The organism is Cupriavidus necator A5-1 (assembly GCF_000744095.1).
GTDB lineage: Bacteria > Pseudomonadota > Gammaproteobacteria > Burkholderiales > Burkholderiaceae > Cupriavidus > Cupriavidus necator_A.
Genome location: NZ_JQLI01000001.1, coordinates 2,488,165 through 2,502,607 on the forward strand (window position 1 = coordinate 2,488,165; position 14,443 = coordinate 2,502,607).

Below are 14,443 nucleotides of genomic sequence, written 5' to 3' on the forward strand. Positions count from 1 at the left end.
ATCAACATGAATGCCCCTGCATTTTCGACCGCAATTTCGACATATCAATGGCTGCCGAAACTGGCCACGCTGGCCGCGGCGCTAGTGCTGGCCGGCTGCTCGCTGGCCCCGACCTACAAGGTGCCGGAAACGGCCACCGTCCCGGCCTTCAAGGAAGCCGAGGCCGCGCAGGCCGAAGGCGCGCAATGGAAGACTGCGACGCCGGCCGAAGGCCAGCATCGCGGCGAGTGGTGGAAGATCTTTGGCGACCCCGAACTGGATCGCCTGATCGCCGCCGCCGATTCCTCCAACCAGGACCTGGCGATCGCCGCGGCTCGCCTGAAGCAGGCGCGTGCCTTCACGGGCGCCACCGAGGCGGACCTTTACCCGCAGCTGAGCGTCGGGCTGGACCCGACCCGCTCGCAGCCGTCGGCTGCGTCGCAGGGCCTGCCCGATGGCACACGGGTGTCGCCGCAGACGGTGCTCAAGGCGCGCGCCTTCGCCAGCTACGAGCTCGACCTGTTCGGCCGCGTCGCCTCCAGCGTCAATGCCGCGCGTGCCGACGGCGAGGCCGCCGAGGACCTGTACCGCTCGGTGCAACTCGCGCTGCAGGCCGACGTGGCGCAGGCATATTTCGCGCTGCGCACGCTCGACAGCGAGCGCGACTTGCTTAATGCGACCATCAAGCTGCGCGAGGATGCGTTGTCGCTGCTGAAGAAGCGCTACGACGCCGGCGAAACCACCGACCTGGACCCGGCGCGTGCCGAGGCCGAACTGGGCACCGCACGCGCGGACCTGGCCGGCATCGAGCGCCGCCGCGCCAACCAGGAGCATGCGCTGGCGGTGCTGACTGGCGTGCCGCCCGCGGCGTTCTCGCTGCCGGCGCGGCCGTTCGATGCCGCCCCCATCGCGGTCCCGGCGGGCCTGCCGTCCGAACTGCTGGAGCGCCGGCCCGACATCGCCGCGGCAGAGCGCCAGATGGCCGCGGCCAATGCCCGCATCGGCGTGGCCAAGGCAGCGTTCTTCCCACGCATCACGCTGACCGGGCTGTTCGGCTTCGAGTCGGCGGATCTGTCGAACCTGTTCAAGTGGTCGTCGCGCACGTGGATGCTGGGGCCGCTGATCGGCTCCACGATCGCACAGACCGTGTTCGATGGCGGCCGCAACCGCGCCAACCTGGCCGGCACGCGGGCCGCGCATGAGGAAAGCGTGGCGGCGTACCGGCAGACCGTGCTGGTGGCCTTCCGCGAAGTGGAAGACAGCCTGGCCGATGTGCGCTGGCTGAGCCAGCAGGCGGGCGCGCTGGACAGCGCACTGGGCGGCGCACGGCGCGCGGCGCGTATCTCGCGCAGCCGCTATGACGCCGGCGCGGTCGACTACCTGACCGTGATCGATGCCGACCGCACCGTGCTGCAATCGCAGCGCGAGGCCAACCAGGTGGCCGGTTTGCGCGCTGCCGCAACGGTCTCGCTGGTGCGCCGGCTGGGCGGCGGCTGGGGCCCGTTGCCGGAGACGGTCGCGGCCAACCAGCCGGCGAGCGCCGCCGTGGCGCCGAGCCAATAACGCGGCACGCCGGTAACCCCTGGCGGCGGCAGGGCTGGCGCGATGCATCCGAATCACTACACTGGATGCATTGCGCCATGCGCCCGCCGACATGCATCGACACAAGAAACTGCTTTGGGTACTCATTGTCGCGGTGGTCATCGTGGCGGCGCTGTTCGTGCCGCTGCCCTGGACCGACCGCACCCGCATCCATGACGAAGTGGTGATCGCCAGACCCCCGGCCGAGGTGTTTGGCTACGTCTCCACCCCGCAGAACTGGCCGAAGTGGCATCCGTCGTCGCTGGGCGTGAGCGGCGCGACCGATCATTCGCTGGCGCCGGGCGAACGCGTCACCGAGACCTTCGTGGTCGCCGGACGCAGCGGCGTGGTGGTCTGGACCGTCACCGAAAGCCAGCCGCCGCGCACCTGGTCGATCGAGGGCGAGATCGAGGGCCGCAAGGCCGGCACCGTGACCTACACGCTCACGCCCGCCATGACGCCGTCGCTGACGCCCTCGGCGGAACGCACGCGTTTCGAACGCGAATTCACCTATCGGTCGCCTACGCTGCTCTTTGCGGTGCTCAACCGCGTGCTGTTGCGCGCGCGCATCCAGGCCGAATCGACCGAGGCCGTCAACCGGCTCAAGGCCAGGCTGGAGGCCCCGTAAGCGCCATAATCCGCCGGTGCCCCGAGGCGCCACGGGGCGTCGGCTGCCCCTTGGGCGCTGCGCCTTGCACGGGGCACCGATCCGGCCTAAGTTGGAAACACTGCCCCCAAGGCGTCCGCCGAGGCCATCATGTCGCTCCTACTGCAATCCAGCGCCTTTTCCGCGGGCGGCGAGATTCCCGCGCAGCACACCTGTGAAGGCGCCGATATCTCCCCGCCGCTTGCCTGGTCCGGCCTGCCGTCCGGCACCGCCAGCCTGGCGCTGATCGTCGACGATCCCGATGCGCCCGACCCTGCAGCCCCCAAGATGACCTGGGTCCACTGGGTGCTCTACAACCTGCCGGCCCATGCGGAAGCGCTGCCGGCCGGCATCGCCAAGGCGGGCTTGCCCGCCGGCACCCGCGAAGGGCTGAACGACTGGCACCGCACCGGTTATGGTGGGCCATGTCCGCCGATCGGTCGGCACCGCTATTTCTTCAAGCTGTATGCGCTGGATGCGGAACTGCCTGATCTCGGCTCGCCCGACAAGGCCGCGCTGGAGCGCGCAATGAAGGGCCATGTACTGGCCAGCACCGAACTGGTCGGGACTTACCAGAAGTTGCAGCGCTAGCGTTGCCGGAGGTATCGCCATGTCGTCCCGAACGCTTCACCTCGATGCCAGCGGGTTGTCGTGGCAGTGGGCAGCGGCGGGGGCCCTGGCCCTGATGCTGTGCGCCAGCTCGCTGCGCGCCCAGCCACATGAATCCGGCCCGATCACCATCGGTGGTTCGGCGCAGGTGCAGGGCCCGGTGCGGGTGCATGGCACGCTGACCGTTGCAGGCCGCGTTTTTGCCAGCGGCCCGCTGACCGCGGCTTACTTCACGGGACCGGTCAGCTCACTGGCGTTGCCGTATCGCGGCGGCTACCTCAAGGTCTTCAAGGGGCCGCTGACGGTCCACGGCGACATGGTGGTCAACGGCGACCTGACCGTCGCCGGCCCACTCACTGTCGACGGCCCCATCGCCGCCAGCGGCGGCATCGACGCGGACGGGCCGATGCGCGAGCGCGACTACTGACGCTGAAGCGTGCGCGTCGCCCGCGTGGCCCATCATGCGGCCAGCGCGGCGTTCCCCTGTTGCACAATACCGGGTTTGCAATTCTTGCAAACCGGATTGGGGAACCGCATGGCAAAGCAGGGCGCACTGGGATTGAAGGGCATTGCATTGATCGAAGCCGCCAAGGGCTTGCTGGTGATCGTGGCCGGCCTGGGCCTGGCCGCACTGATACATCGCGACGCCCAGGCGCTGGCCGAGGCCATCATCCAGCGCCTGCACGTCAACCCCGCCAGCCGCTATCCCACTATCTTCCTGTCGCTGCTGGAGCATCCCGACAACGCGCGCCTGTGGGCCATCGGCAGCTCGGCGGCGGTCTATGCGCTGATGCGCTTTGCCGAAGCCTACGGGCTGTGGCGCGGGCTGGCGTGGGGCAACTGGCTGGGGGTGTGGTCGGGCGGCATCTATATCCCGCTGGAGCTGTACGAGGCCTTTGTCCATCCCAGCTGGCTGCATGGCGGGCTGGCGGTGGCCAACCTGCTAGTGGTGCTGTACCTGGCGCGCGGGCTGCTTGCGCGGCGGGTGGCAGCGGGCTAGCGCCAGGTCGATCAGCAACGGATCGTGGTCGGACGAGCGCCAGGCATCCGGCGCGTGGTAGGCCGGCACCGTGGGCGCTCCCGCCGGGGGCGCATAGGAGAAGGCCGCGGACTCGTCGGGGATGCTAACCCCCCCGCATGTAACGGAATGCTTAAGATGTGGCCTCGCGATCGTGCTAAGGTAGTAGCAACCCGCCGGCACGCCGGCATCGACCCCCAACCGTCATATCCAAGTATCCAGCCATGATCAAGGAAATCGCACAACTCACCATCAAGCCCGGCATGGACAAGCAATTCGAGCAGGGCGTGAGCCAGGCCACGCCGCTGTTCCTGCGCTCGCGCGGTTGCCACGGCGTGCAGCTGTTCCGCTCGATCGAACAGCCGGAGCAATACACGCTGGTGGTCGAGTGGGAGACGGTGGACGACCATATGGTCCACTTCCGCGAGTCGCCCGAGTTCCAGCAGTGGCGAGCCCTGGTGGGCGAAACCTTCGCCGCGCCGCCTAACGTGCACCACGTCGCCAAGGTCCAGTAAGCGCGCCATGAACACGCGGCCGGAGCGCCCCCGCCATTTTTCGATGTTGCGTGAGCTGCAGCTCGCCGATGTCTTCACGCTGGGCAACGCGGCGTGCGGCATGGGGTCGGTGTTCTTCGCCATGTTCTTTGTCGCCGACCAGCGGCTGGCGCATTTCTTCACGGCCGCGGCGCTGGCGCCGCTGGCCTTTATCTTCGACGTGCTGGACGGTCGCATTGCGCGCTGGCGCCATGCGCATTCCGCGCTGGGGCGTGAGCTGGACTCGCTCGCCGACGTGATCTCCTTCGGCGTCGGGCCCGCCACGCTGGCCTTTGCCGCCGGCATGAACGGCGGCTGGGACCTGGTCGTGCTGATCTACTTTGTCTGCTGCGGCGTAAGCCGGCTGGCGCGCTTCAATGTCACCGCCGAGTCGCTCGCGGCCGGCAGCGACAGCGGCAAGGTGGCGTACTTCGAAGGCACGCCGATCCCGACCAGCGTGCTGCTGACCGCGGTGCTGGCGTGGTGCGCGTGGGTGGGGCGCCTCGGCGGCGACCTGCCGGGTGGCGCCTGGCAGCTCGGCCCCGCGGTGCTGCATCCGCTAGGGCTGCTGTTCGCGCTGTCGGGCACGCTGATGGTCAGCAAGACTCTGCGCATCCCGAAGTTCTGAGCCAACCGCTGGCGCCCGCGCCCACCATCACGCGCGCGCGGGCTCCGTCGCGGTAGCCGCCCTGGAGCGGCTGGCCGCCAGCGCCAGCAGCGCCGCCACCATGCAGGCTGCACCCGCGGCATACAGCGCCGGCGTGTAGGTCAGCAGCAGCGTGCGGCTCATGCCGGCACCAAAGGCCGCCACGGCCGCTCCGATCTGGTGGGCCGCGAAGATCCAGCCGAACACCATCGGCGCGCGTTCGCGCCCGAAGGCCGTTGCCGCGAGCTTGACCGTGGGCGGCACGGTGGCGATCCAGTCCAGCCCGTAGAACATCGCAAACACCGACAGGCCGTACAGCGTGAAGGTCGAATGCGGCAGCCAGAACAGCGACAGGCCCCGCAGCCCGTAGTACCAGAACAGCAGCTTGCGGCTGTCGTAGCGGTCCGACAGCCAGCCCGACAGGATGGTGCCGACGAAGTCGAACGCGCCCATCATCGCCAGCGCCGAGGCGGCGGGCACCGGGCCCATGCCGAAGTCGCCGCACAGCGCGATGAAGTGGGTCTGGATCAGCCCGTTGGTGCTCAGGCCGCAGATAAAGAAGGTGCCGGCCAGGATCCAGAAAGTCTGGGTGCGGGCAGCATCGCGCAGCACCGTGAAGGGCCCACGCAGGGTAAAGGGCGTGGCGGGCGTGGCGGGCGCGGTGGTGGACGGCACTGGTGCAGCGGCCGGGACTTCGCCAAACGCAGCCAGGCCGACGTCGGCCGGCCGGTTGCGCATCAGGCCAAGCACCAGCAGCGCCAGCGCCGCGCAGGCAACCAGCACCGGGATCACGGCCACGCGCCAGCCCATATGCTCGATCAACCAGGCCGCCACCGGCAGGAAAGCCAGCTGCCCCGTGGCCGCACTGGCCGTCAGGATGCCGATCACCAGCCCGCGCCGCGCGCTGAACCAGCGGTTGGCCACCACGGCGGCCAGCACCAGCGCGGTCAGCCCGGAGCCGACGCCCAGCATCAGGCCCCAGGCGAGAAAGAGCTGCCACAGCTCGGTCGATACCGTGGCCAGCGCCATGCCGCCGGCGATCAGCGCGAGCGCGGCGCAGACCACGTTTCGTACGCCGAAGCGCTCCATCAGGATGGCCGAAAACGGTGCCATCAGCCCGAAGAGCGCAAAGCGGAAGGCCAGGATAGAAGAGATCTGGTCCGTGTTCCAGCCCATCTCCTTGGTCAGCGGTGTGAGGAAGGCACCGGGCAGGCCGAGCGCGGCCGAGGTGGTGAGCATCACCAGGAAGGTGAGGGCTGCGACCAGCCACGCGTAGTGGATGCCGCGCCGGTCGAGCCGGCTGGAGAGGGCTTGCGCGAACATGGGTGTCTCGGGATCGGTGGTTGTGGGTTGGGGCGTTAGGAAAAGACAAAACGGGGCCCTTCCGCTGCTGCTGATGGCAGCGGGTGGTTAAGTCTGCTTGGGAAAAAACGTTGCTGGGGCCTTAGGCGTCCCTAGGCGGTACTGCCCAACAGGCGTGTTCGTACCACCTCCAGCATTTCATCGGAGATGGGATCGCCATCCGTGGCGCGTGCCAGCGTGAGGCCACCGATCAGCAACGCCATGCGCACCAGCGCCTCTTCGTGGCGCACTTGCGGGTTATCCGATTCCACGGTCTTTGCCATCCCCTCCGCCATCTCCTTGAAGCCTTCCAGGTAGGCCTGGCGCACGGGCTTGTCGGCCGGTTCGCGCGCGACATCCACGGCCAACGCCGCGGCGGCGCAGCCGACGCCGGGGTGGGTTCGATGCGCGGCACTCAAATACGGCTCAATCAGGCTGGCGAGCATGGCCTTTCGGTCATCGCCGGCGCTGTCAATGCGGCGCGCCCAGCGCGTGTTCGATTCTTCGAAGGCGCGCCGGCATGCCTGAGCCGCCAGTGCGTCCTTAGACGAGAAATGGCCATAGAAGCCGCCATGCGTAAGTCCCGCGTCAGCCATCAGTTCGGCGACGCTGACGCCGTTCAGACCGCGTTCGCGGAACAGCCGCGACGATGCCTGTTCGATCGCTTCGCGGTTCTTTTCGACTTGTTCACGTGATGCGCGTGCCATGTGAGGTCCTCCTCGAATTCCTGCCTTGACGCCAGTTTAGATGATGGCCATACTTTATTCAATAGATGTCAGATATCATCTATATAAAGTGTTGTGTTCGTCATGCCGATGCCGGCAGGCGGTTTTAGGGCAGGTGGTTTTAGTTTCCATTCAGGAGTGATCAGTCATGCAGAATCTTTTTGACCTGGGCGGCCGTGTCGCTGTTATCACCGGCTCTACTCGTGGCATGGGCCTGGAAATGGCCCGCGCTCTCGGCGCGGCCGGCGCCGCCGTGGTGGTATCCGGACGCGACGGCGACGCCGCGCGAGCCGTGGCCGGCCAGCTGGAAGCGGAAGGTATCCGCGCCACCGGTATCGCCTGCGACATCGCCGACGTGGACAGCGTGCGCGCGTTCGCAGAGCAGGCGCTGGCCGCTTACGGGCGTGTCGATGCGCTGGTGCTGAATGCCGCCGCCAGCGGCACGCCCGGATCGTTGCTGAGCCAGGGGCCGGAGATGTTCGACGCCGCGATGGCGGGCAACGTGCGCGGCAACCTCGTGCTGGTGAACGCGCTGGCGCCGCAGATGGTTGCGCGCGGCGATGGTTCGATCACGTTCATGTCCAGCATTGCGGCCAGGCGCGGGTCGGCTTTCCTCGGCATGTACAGCATCACCAAGGCCGCCACCGACCAGGCCGTGCGCAGCCTGGCGCTGGAGCTGGGGCCGTCTGGCATCAACGTGAACGCGATCAACCCGGGACCGGTGCGGACCGAGTTCTCGCGCGAAGCGCTGTGGGGCGACCCTGAGCGCGAGGCGCGGCTGGCTGCCAACATTCCGATGCGCCGGATCGGCGAGGCCAAGGATGTGGCGGGGCTGGCGGTGCTGCTGTCGTCGCCTGCCGGCCGGTTTATCAACGGGCAGAGCATTGGCGTGGACGGCGGGTTGTCGGTGCAGTAACAGCGAGCCCCGGTGGACCGGGGCTGTCTGACTGGCTTATGCCGCCACTTCGCCGGCGCGCGCCGCGCGCCGGATCATCTGCGGAGGCTGCCCATAGGCGCGCAGGAACGCGCGCCGCATGCGCTCCCGGTCGCCAAAGCCGGTTTCGCGCGCGATCACATCGACCGGGTGCCGGCCCGATTCCAGCATCAGCCGCGCCGCTTCCAACCGCAGGTGCTCGACCGCCTTCGCAGGCGACTGCCCGGTCTCCGCGCGGAAAGCGCGGCTGAACTGCCGCGCGCTGAGATTGGCCGCGTCTGCCAGTTGCTCGACCGACAACTCGGTCTGCAGATGCCGCTTGGCATAGTCCAGCGCGGTCTGGATGCGGTCGGAGCGCGGCTGCATTTCCAGCAAGGCCGAGAACTGCGACTGCCCGCCGGCGCGCCGGTGATACACCACCAGCTTTCGTGCCACCTGGCGCGCGCAGTCGGGGCCGAGGTCTTTCTCGACCAGTGCCAGCGCCAGGTCGATGCACGCCGTCATCCCGGCCGACGTCCACACCGGCCCGTCGACGATAAAGATGCGGTCCTCTTCCAGCTTGACGTTCGGGTACTCCTGGCGGAGGCGCGCGGCAAAGAACCAGTGCGTAGTGGCGCGCCTGCCATCGAGCAGTCCCGCTTGCGCGAGGTTGAACGCCCCTGTGCAGGTCGAAGCCATGCGCCTGGACGTGCGCGCCGCGCGCCGCAGGAACGCAATCACGGCTTCCGGCGTTTCGATTATCTCGTTGTCGCCCACAACCAGCACCGTGTCGAACCGGCGCCGCCCGAACGGCTCGGTGGCCACGGAGAACCCCGCCGAACTCGTCACTGGCCCGCCGTGCTCGGACAACAGCACCACCTCATAGGTCTTGATGCCCGACGTGATATTGGCGAACTCGAACACGGTCGTCACCGCCAGGTTCAGCACCTGGAAGCCGGGATAAAGGACGATTCCGACGCAAAGCATGGTGTTCTCCAGTGGATGTCCTGAATGGTGGCATCTATGACATTTGAGTCAAGCCATTATCCGCCTATTCTGGCTCCAACGCAGGCGGCAAGGAAGCCGCCGCACACTGGAGAACCTTCATGCATGACACGACACACAAGGGCACGGCCCTGATCACCGGCGCTTCCTCCGGCATTGGCGCTATCTACGCCCAGCGTTTGGCGCGCCGCGGCTACGACCTGATCCTGGTCGCGCGCAACCGAGAGCGGCTCGACACGCTCGCCAATGACCTGAGCGACGCCACCGGGCGTGCCGTCGAAGTGGTCCAGGCCGATCTCGGCAAGCCGTCCGACGTGCGCCGCGTGGAAGACATCCTACGCACCGATGCGAGCATTACCATGCTGGTCAACAACGCGGGCGTGGGCGGGGCAGGGCCGTTGCTCGCCTCCGATCCGGACAAGATGGAAGCGATGATCGGTCTAAACGTCACCGCATTGACGCGCCTGACCTATGCGGTCGCGCCGAAGTTCGTCGAGCGCGGCAACGGCACCATCATCAACATCGCATCGATCGTGGCGGTGGCGCCGGAAGTGCTCAATGGCGTCTATGGCGGCACCAAGGCTTTTGTGCTGGCGTTCAGCCAGTCGCTGCACCATGAGCTGGCCGACAAGGGCGTGCGGATCCAGGCGGTTTTGCCGGGCGCGACGCGCACTGAGTTCTGGGACGTGGCAGGGCATGCGGTCGACAACCTGCCGCAGGAAATCGTGATGGACGCTGGCGACCTGGTCGATGCAGCGCTCGCCGGCCTCGACCAGGGGGAACTGGCCACGGTGCCGTCGCTGCCTGACCTGGCGGAGTGGCAGGCCTTTGAATCGGCACGTCTGGCGCTGGCGCCCAAGCTGTCGCGCAGCAAGCCGGCCGATCGCTACGGGGTGGGGGCGAAGGCGCACTGAATGTGCATACATATGAAGGCGCCTTCAGCACGCTGAAGCAATTTCCCGTATCGTCTTGGACTGTGAATCGCCACGGTCCCTGATGCCTGCTTACCGGCCGTGGCGGCAACCGGTAAAGACAGTGTCCAATACAGCGCCTCTCCAGTCCGCGCCCGCCTCCGCCGCGGACGCCGCCATGACCTCGCGCGAGCGCCGCGGCATGGCCGCCATCCTCATCGCCGTCGCTCTCGCCACCCTGGATACCGCCATCGCCAACACGGCGCTGCCATCGATCGCGGCGGACTTGCGCGCCACGCCGGCTGCGTCGGTGTGGGTGATCAATGCTTACCAGCTGGCGATGGTGGCGACGCTGCTGCCGTTTGCGGCGCTCGGCGGCATCCTCGGTCATCGGCGCATCTACCTGGGTGGCGTTGTGCTGTTTATCGTCGCCTCGGTCATTTGCGCGCTGGCGTGGTCGCTGCCGACGCTGGCTGCCGCGCGGGTGCTGCAGGGCATCGGCGCCGCTGCGATCATGAGCGTCAATACGGCGTTAATCAGTTCCATTTTTCCGATGCATCGGCTCGGGCGCGGATTGGGGCTGAATGCCCTGGTGGTAGGCGTCTCGTTCGCGGTGGGCCCGACGGTGGCGTCGGTGATCCTGTCGTTCGGCACGTGGTCGTGGCTGTTCGCCGTCAACCTGCCGATCGGCCTGCTGGCGCTGGCAATCGCGCGCGGCTCGCTACCGCAGACGCCGCGCAGCACGCATAGTTTCGATCGCGTGACGGCGGCGCTCAATGTGATTGCCTTTGCGGCGTTGATCTTTGCGCTGGGCGAGGGTGCGCAGCGAGCGCCGCTGCACGAATCGCTGGTGGCGGCGGGGATTTTCGTGGTGGCGTTTGGGCTGCTGCTGTGGCGCGAGCGTGGGCACCCGGCGCCGATGCTGCCTGTGGACCTGTTTAAGCGCCCGATGTTTGCGTTGTCCACGCTGACCGCGGTGTGCTCGTTTGCCGCGCAGGGGCTGGCGTTTGTGTCGCTGCCGTTTTATTTCCAGCATGTGCTCGGGCGTGGACAGGTTGAGACTGGATTCCTGCTGACGCCGTGGTCAGTGGTGGTTGCGCTGATCGCGCCTATTGCCGGGAGGCTGTCGGATCGCTATCCGCCGGGGTTGCTCGGGGGTGTGGGGCTGGCGGTGATGAGTGCGGGGATGGTGTCGTTGGCGATGCTGCCAGCCAATCCCAGTGCGCTGGATATCGGTATCCGCATGTGCATATGTGGTGCTGGCTTTGGTTTCTTCCAGTCGCCGAATCTCAAGGCGCTGATGTCCAGCGCGCCGCGGGAACGCAGTGGTGGGGCCAGTGGGGTGATTGCTACGGCGCGGTTGTTGGGGCAGGCGACTGGGGCGGCGTTGGTGGCGTTGTGTTTTGGGATTGGCGGGGCGCATGGGCCGGGGATGGCGCTGGCGCTGGGGGCGGGGTTTGCGGCGGTGGGGGCGGTGGCTAGCTGGTTGAGGTTGGTGATGGCGCCGGTGGCTGAGGGGAAGCGGGAGTGAGCTGGCAGGACAGCTACGTAGGGGGAAGGCGTCCCGCCTTGCTGCATCTCCGCGCTTCCGAAAACTCGGAGCTTAGGGTCGGATTGGCCGGTGTCTCATTGCCAAATGGTGGTGGGCACTTGCACTACAGGCGGATGCCCGCAGACTCTGGCGTTGCGAATAGCTCGGGTTCCTTGCCGAGCGGAAAGCCGATCACGTAGAGGACATTAACTGGCATAGGCGTGCTGTCCGGGTCGGATCCCCACTTCACCAGCACCTCGCGCTCGGCGTAGCGTAGCGAGATGCCAAGCGTCTTGAGCACGTCGATGTTGGCTTGCATCTCGTCGTACACCTCTAACTTCTGCGTTTCGGTGTAGGCATCGGCGCAATCCCTGTAGTTGCGGAAATATTCCATCAGCGCGGCGAAGCGTTCGTCCACTTCGCGGCTCATCTCGAAAGCCAGTTCCGACATGACCATTGGGCAGGTCTCCGCCAGCTTGGCCAACTGCTTACCCGTGGTCAGCGGAATCGCCGCGAAGGTGTCGTGCTCTTGGTCGAACTGTTCTTGCGCAGCCTTGAGTTCGTCTTCGGATGGAATGGCGAATGGCTTGTTGAGCGCGTCGATGTCCGCGAACTCGAACGCGCTGGCAAGGGCGCGGCGGGTGTCGAGGCAGGCGGACCAACCTTGCTCGACGCGCTGAATGGATCGCACGTTGAGCCCGGAGATTGCGGCCAACTGCTCCTGTGACCATTGCCGCGCATCGCGGAACACCGTGATGCACACAGCCAGCTCGGCGGGCGTCAGCAGGCGGGCTTGTTGCGTGTTTTCAGTAGCGTTCATTTCGTAGCTCCATCGTTATCGACCGACGTGGCCAGGTATGGCGAGCCAGAGGCAAGGCGACAGGAAGCCGACAGCCAGCCGACCAGCCCGGAAACAGTCACCGACCCGTGCTGGCCGCGCCATTGCGCATGGCATGGCCGCACTTGGTTAGTGGCCAGAGCGCTAGCGAGAACCCGACAGCTGCCAGACCTGCCACGTAGTGAGCAGGTGCCATGGTGTCGTGCTGTAGCCAGAGCGTGAGGAGAATCGGCGTGAGGCCGCCAAAGACTGCGTACGACATGTTGTAGGCAAACGAGAGGCCAGTGAAGCGCACCGGTGCGGGAAAGGCGCGCACTGCGGCAATCGGCACGGTGGCGATGGTGCCGACAAACAGGCCCAGCAGCCCGTAATGCCAGAACAACGTGGCAGGCGTGCCGGGCAGGCTGCTGTAGAAAAGGTAAGCGGCCGCGAACAGGCCGCCCCAGCCGATAAGCATGACGGCACGGGTGCCGATGCGGTCGCTCGCCCACCCGACGATCACGCAGCCGATGGTCAGCGTCAGGGTGGCGAAAGCATTGGTCTCGAGCGCGAGCGCGGCGGGAATGTGGTGCACCTTCTGGAGGTAGGCGGGCGTGTACAGCACCACCACGACGATAGTGGTAGAAAGTACCCAGGTCAGCAGGGCGACGAACAGGCTGGCCGAGCGGTGCTCGCGCAGCACGGTGCGGATCGGCAGTTCGCGCGCCAGGTGGCTGCGGCTAGCCAACTCGCGGAACACGGGGGTCTCGTGCAGAAACCGGCGCAGGTACACGGACACCAGTCCGAACACGCCGCCCAGGATGAAGGGAATGCGCCAGGCGAAATCGCTCACCTGCGCAGGCGAGTAATGGCGATTGATGGCGACGGCAACGAGCGAACCCAGCAGAATGCCGCCGGTGATGCCAGAAGTCAGCGTGCCGATGCCGAAGCCGTAATGCCGGCTCGGCACGTGTTCGCCGACAAACACCCAGGCACCGGGCATCTCGCCACCGATGGCCGCGCCCTGCAGCACGCGCATCGCCAGCAGCAGCAGCGGCGCGGCTACGCCGATGCTGGCGTAGGTGGGCAGCAGGCCGATAATCAGCGTGGGCGCGGCCATCAGCAAGATCGAGAGGGTGAACATGCGCTTGCGGCCGAGCCGGTCACCAAAGTGTGCAATCACGATGCCGCCCAGCGGGCGTGCCAGGTAACCAGCGGCGAAGATGCCGAACGTCTGCAGTTGCCGCAGCCAGTCTGGCATGTTGGCCGGGAAGAATAGCGCCCCCAGCACAGTGGCGAAGAAGACGTAGATGACGAAGTCGTAGAACTCGAGCGTGCCGCCGAGGGCGGCAAGGGCCAAGGTCTTGTAGTCGCGAGCGCCCAGCGTGCGTGCGGGAACGGGAACGACGCCGCCCGGCGCGTCTAGGTGATTCACATTCGGTCCTGGTTGTGGATTCACGTTCAGTCCTCGTCAAGTAGTGATCAAATGGACTTCGGTTAGGGCTGTTCAATCTCCGATACCGCTCAGGCTCGCCGGTGTCAGCCCAAACCGCACACAAATGGCTGTCTGGAAGGGCAATCCCAACTCCGGACAAGATTGCGGTCTTGGCCGAATGGCTTCAGTGGGGCAGCCGGTTCGGTCAGTCGATGATCGAGCCGTCGAGCTGCGCCAGCTGCGCATACGCCGATAGCGGTCGCGATGGCCGGAAGTACAGGTCCCGAAGAATCGGCTTCTTGAGCGGCCCGACGATGGATGCAAGGTCGGACAACTTCACATGGCCGAGTTCGGGCATGCCGATACCCAAGTCGCACTGGCCGTAGTCGGTGTCACCATCGGCCGGGTCGAGCGCGGCCAGTAGCCAGGTCGCATGCGCGTCGGGGGTAAACAGCCGCACTACAGGAAGCCGGTCGCTAGCCTGCCCAGCTGTGTACGCTTGGCCGTTAGCGAGCATGCGCGTGTGTTCCGCGGTAATAAGGAGTTGGATCATGGTCGTTGCCTCCTGAAAGGTCCGCTCCATGGCGGAGCGGGTCGATACTGTTCGCACGCCCATAGCGCGGGCCGTTCCGTGTCAAACGGGCACAATCGAGATCCGAGGCTTGGTCCAGGTTGCTGCCGGCTAGCACCCTATGGAGGCGGCGGAAGTCTTCAGGCGTCATGGCTGGCGTCCCGCGTCGATCGGGACCGTCG

General features: G+C 66.6%; 16 protein-coding genes and 1 pseudogene. 11 read left to right on the forward strand and 6 right to left on the reverse strand.

From position 1 onward, the window contains the following. The first annotated feature begins 6 nt into the window (after positions 1-6). From K307_RS10970 to K307_RS11000, 7 genes are all read left to right on the forward strand, one after another. A complete protein-coding gene (locus tag K307_RS10970; RefSeq protein ID WP_230625635.1) occupies positions 7-1,542 on the forward strand; it encodes an efflux transporter outer membrane subunit in 1,536 nt (511 codons plus the stop codon). Between the two features lie 91 nt (positions 1,543-1,633). After that, a complete protein-coding gene (locus tag K307_RS10975; protein ID WP_051975046.1) occupies positions 1,634-2,188 on the forward strand; it encodes an SRPBCC family protein in 555 nt (184 codons plus the stop codon). Positions 2,189-2,317: 129 nt separating this feature from the next. Beyond that, positions 2,318-2,797, forward strand: a complete 480-nt coding sequence (locus tag K307_RS10980) for a YbhB/YbcL family Raf kinase inhibitor-like protein (RefSeq protein WP_042878181.1) — start codon at positions 2,318-2,320, stop codon at positions 2,795-2,797. A 19-nt stretch (positions 2,798-2,816) separates the two neighbouring features. Beyond that, entirely contained in the window at positions 2,817-3,242 is a 426-nt protein-coding gene (locus tag K307_RS10985; protein WP_042878182.1) for a hypothetical protein, read from the forward strand. A gap of 108 nt (positions 3,243-3,350) precedes the next feature. After that, entirely contained in the window at positions 3,351-3,815 is a 465-nt protein-coding gene (locus K307_RS10990) for a DUF2127 domain-containing protein (RefSeq protein WP_042878184.1), read from the forward strand. A gap of 242 nt (positions 3,816-4,057) precedes the next feature. Then, a complete protein-coding gene (locus tag K307_RS10995; RefSeq protein WP_022538360.1) occupies positions 4,058-4,348 on the forward strand; it encodes an antibiotic biosynthesis monooxygenase family protein in 291 nt (96 codons plus the stop codon). A gap of 7 nt (positions 4,349-4,355) precedes the next feature. Then, positions 4,356-4,994 (forward strand): CDP-alcohol phosphatidyltransferase family protein, encoded by a 639-nt coding sequence (locus K307_RS11000; protein ID WP_042878185.1) that lies wholly within the window; start codon positions 4,356-4,358, stop codon positions 4,992-4,994. A 27-nt stretch (positions 4,995-5,021) separates the two neighbouring features. Here the strand turns inward: K307_RS11000 and K307_RS11005 are convergent, their stop codons facing one another. After that, positions 5,022-6,335, reverse strand: coding sequence for an MFS transporter (locus K307_RS11005; protein ID WP_042878186.1), 1,314 nt, complete (start codon positions 6,333-6,335; stop codon positions 5,022-5,024). A gap of 131 nt (positions 6,336-6,466) precedes the next feature. Continuing rightward, a complete protein-coding gene (locus K307_RS11010; protein WP_042878188.1) occupies positions 6,467-7,060 on the reverse strand; it encodes a TetR/AcrR family transcriptional regulator in 594 nt (197 codons plus the stop codon). Positions 7,061-7,226: 166 nt separating this feature from the next. On the opposite strand from K307_RS11010, the gene K307_RS11015 reads away from it, so the two are divergent. After that, positions 7,227-7,994, forward strand: a complete 768-nt coding sequence (locus K307_RS11015; RefSeq protein ID WP_042878189.1) for an SDR family NAD(P)-dependent oxidoreductase — start codon at positions 7,227-7,229, stop codon at positions 7,992-7,994. Between the two features lie 36 nt (positions 7,995-8,030). On the opposite strand, the gene K307_RS11020 is transcribed toward K307_RS11015, so the two are convergent. Then, positions 8,031-8,978 carry a GlxA family transcriptional regulator gene (locus K307_RS11020; protein WP_042878192.1) on the reverse strand — a complete coding sequence of 316 codons (948 nt, stop codon included), beginning with the start codon at positions 8,976-8,978 and terminating at the stop codon, positions 8,031-8,033. Between the two features lie 119 nt (positions 8,979-9,097). Here K307_RS11020 and K307_RS11025 point away from each other — a divergent pair, with 119 nt between their 5' ends. After that, positions 9,098-9,910, forward strand: a complete 813-nt coding sequence (locus K307_RS11025) for an SDR family NAD(P)-dependent oxidoreductase (RefSeq protein ID WP_042878194.1) — start codon at positions 9,098-9,100, stop codon at positions 9,908-9,910. A gap of 175 nt (positions 9,911-10,085) precedes the next feature. Next, positions 10,086-11,438 (forward strand): MFS transporter, encoded by a 1,353-nt coding sequence (locus tag K307_RS11030; protein ID WP_042878196.1) that lies wholly within the window; start codon positions 10,086-10,088, stop codon positions 11,436-11,438. Between the two features lie 124 nt (positions 11,439-11,562). On the opposite strand, the gene K307_RS11035 is transcribed toward K307_RS11030, so the two are convergent. Both K307_RS11035 and K307_RS11040 read right to left on the reverse strand, forming a co-directional pair. Beyond that, the gene (locus K307_RS11035) at positions 11,563-12,258 is read right to left on the reverse strand and encodes a helix-turn-helix domain-containing protein (protein ID WP_042878197.1); all 696 of its coding nucleotides are present in this window, start codon (positions 12,256-12,258) and stop codon (positions 11,563-11,565) included. 97 nt (positions 12,259-12,355) lie between these two features. Next, entirely contained in the window at positions 12,356-13,690 is a 1,335-nt protein-coding gene (locus K307_RS11040) for an MFS transporter (protein WP_042878199.1), read from the reverse strand. A 71-nt stretch (positions 13,691-13,761) separates the two neighbouring features. On the opposite strand from K307_RS11040, the pseudogene K307_RS49380 reads away from it, so the two are divergent. Next, a pseudogene (locus tag K307_RS49380) lies at positions 13,762-13,878 on the forward strand (transcriptional regulator); the annotation flags it as partial. 17 nt (positions 13,879-13,895) lie between these two features. Here the strand turns inward: K307_RS49380 and K307_RS11045 are convergent. Continuing rightward, positions 13,896-14,243: a DUF2958 domain-containing protein gene (locus K307_RS11045; RefSeq protein WP_042881817.1), complete on the reverse strand. Its 348-nt coding sequence runs from the start codon at positions 14,241-14,243 to the stop codon at positions 13,896-13,898. Between the last annotated feature and the right edge of the window lie 200 nt (positions 14,244-14,443).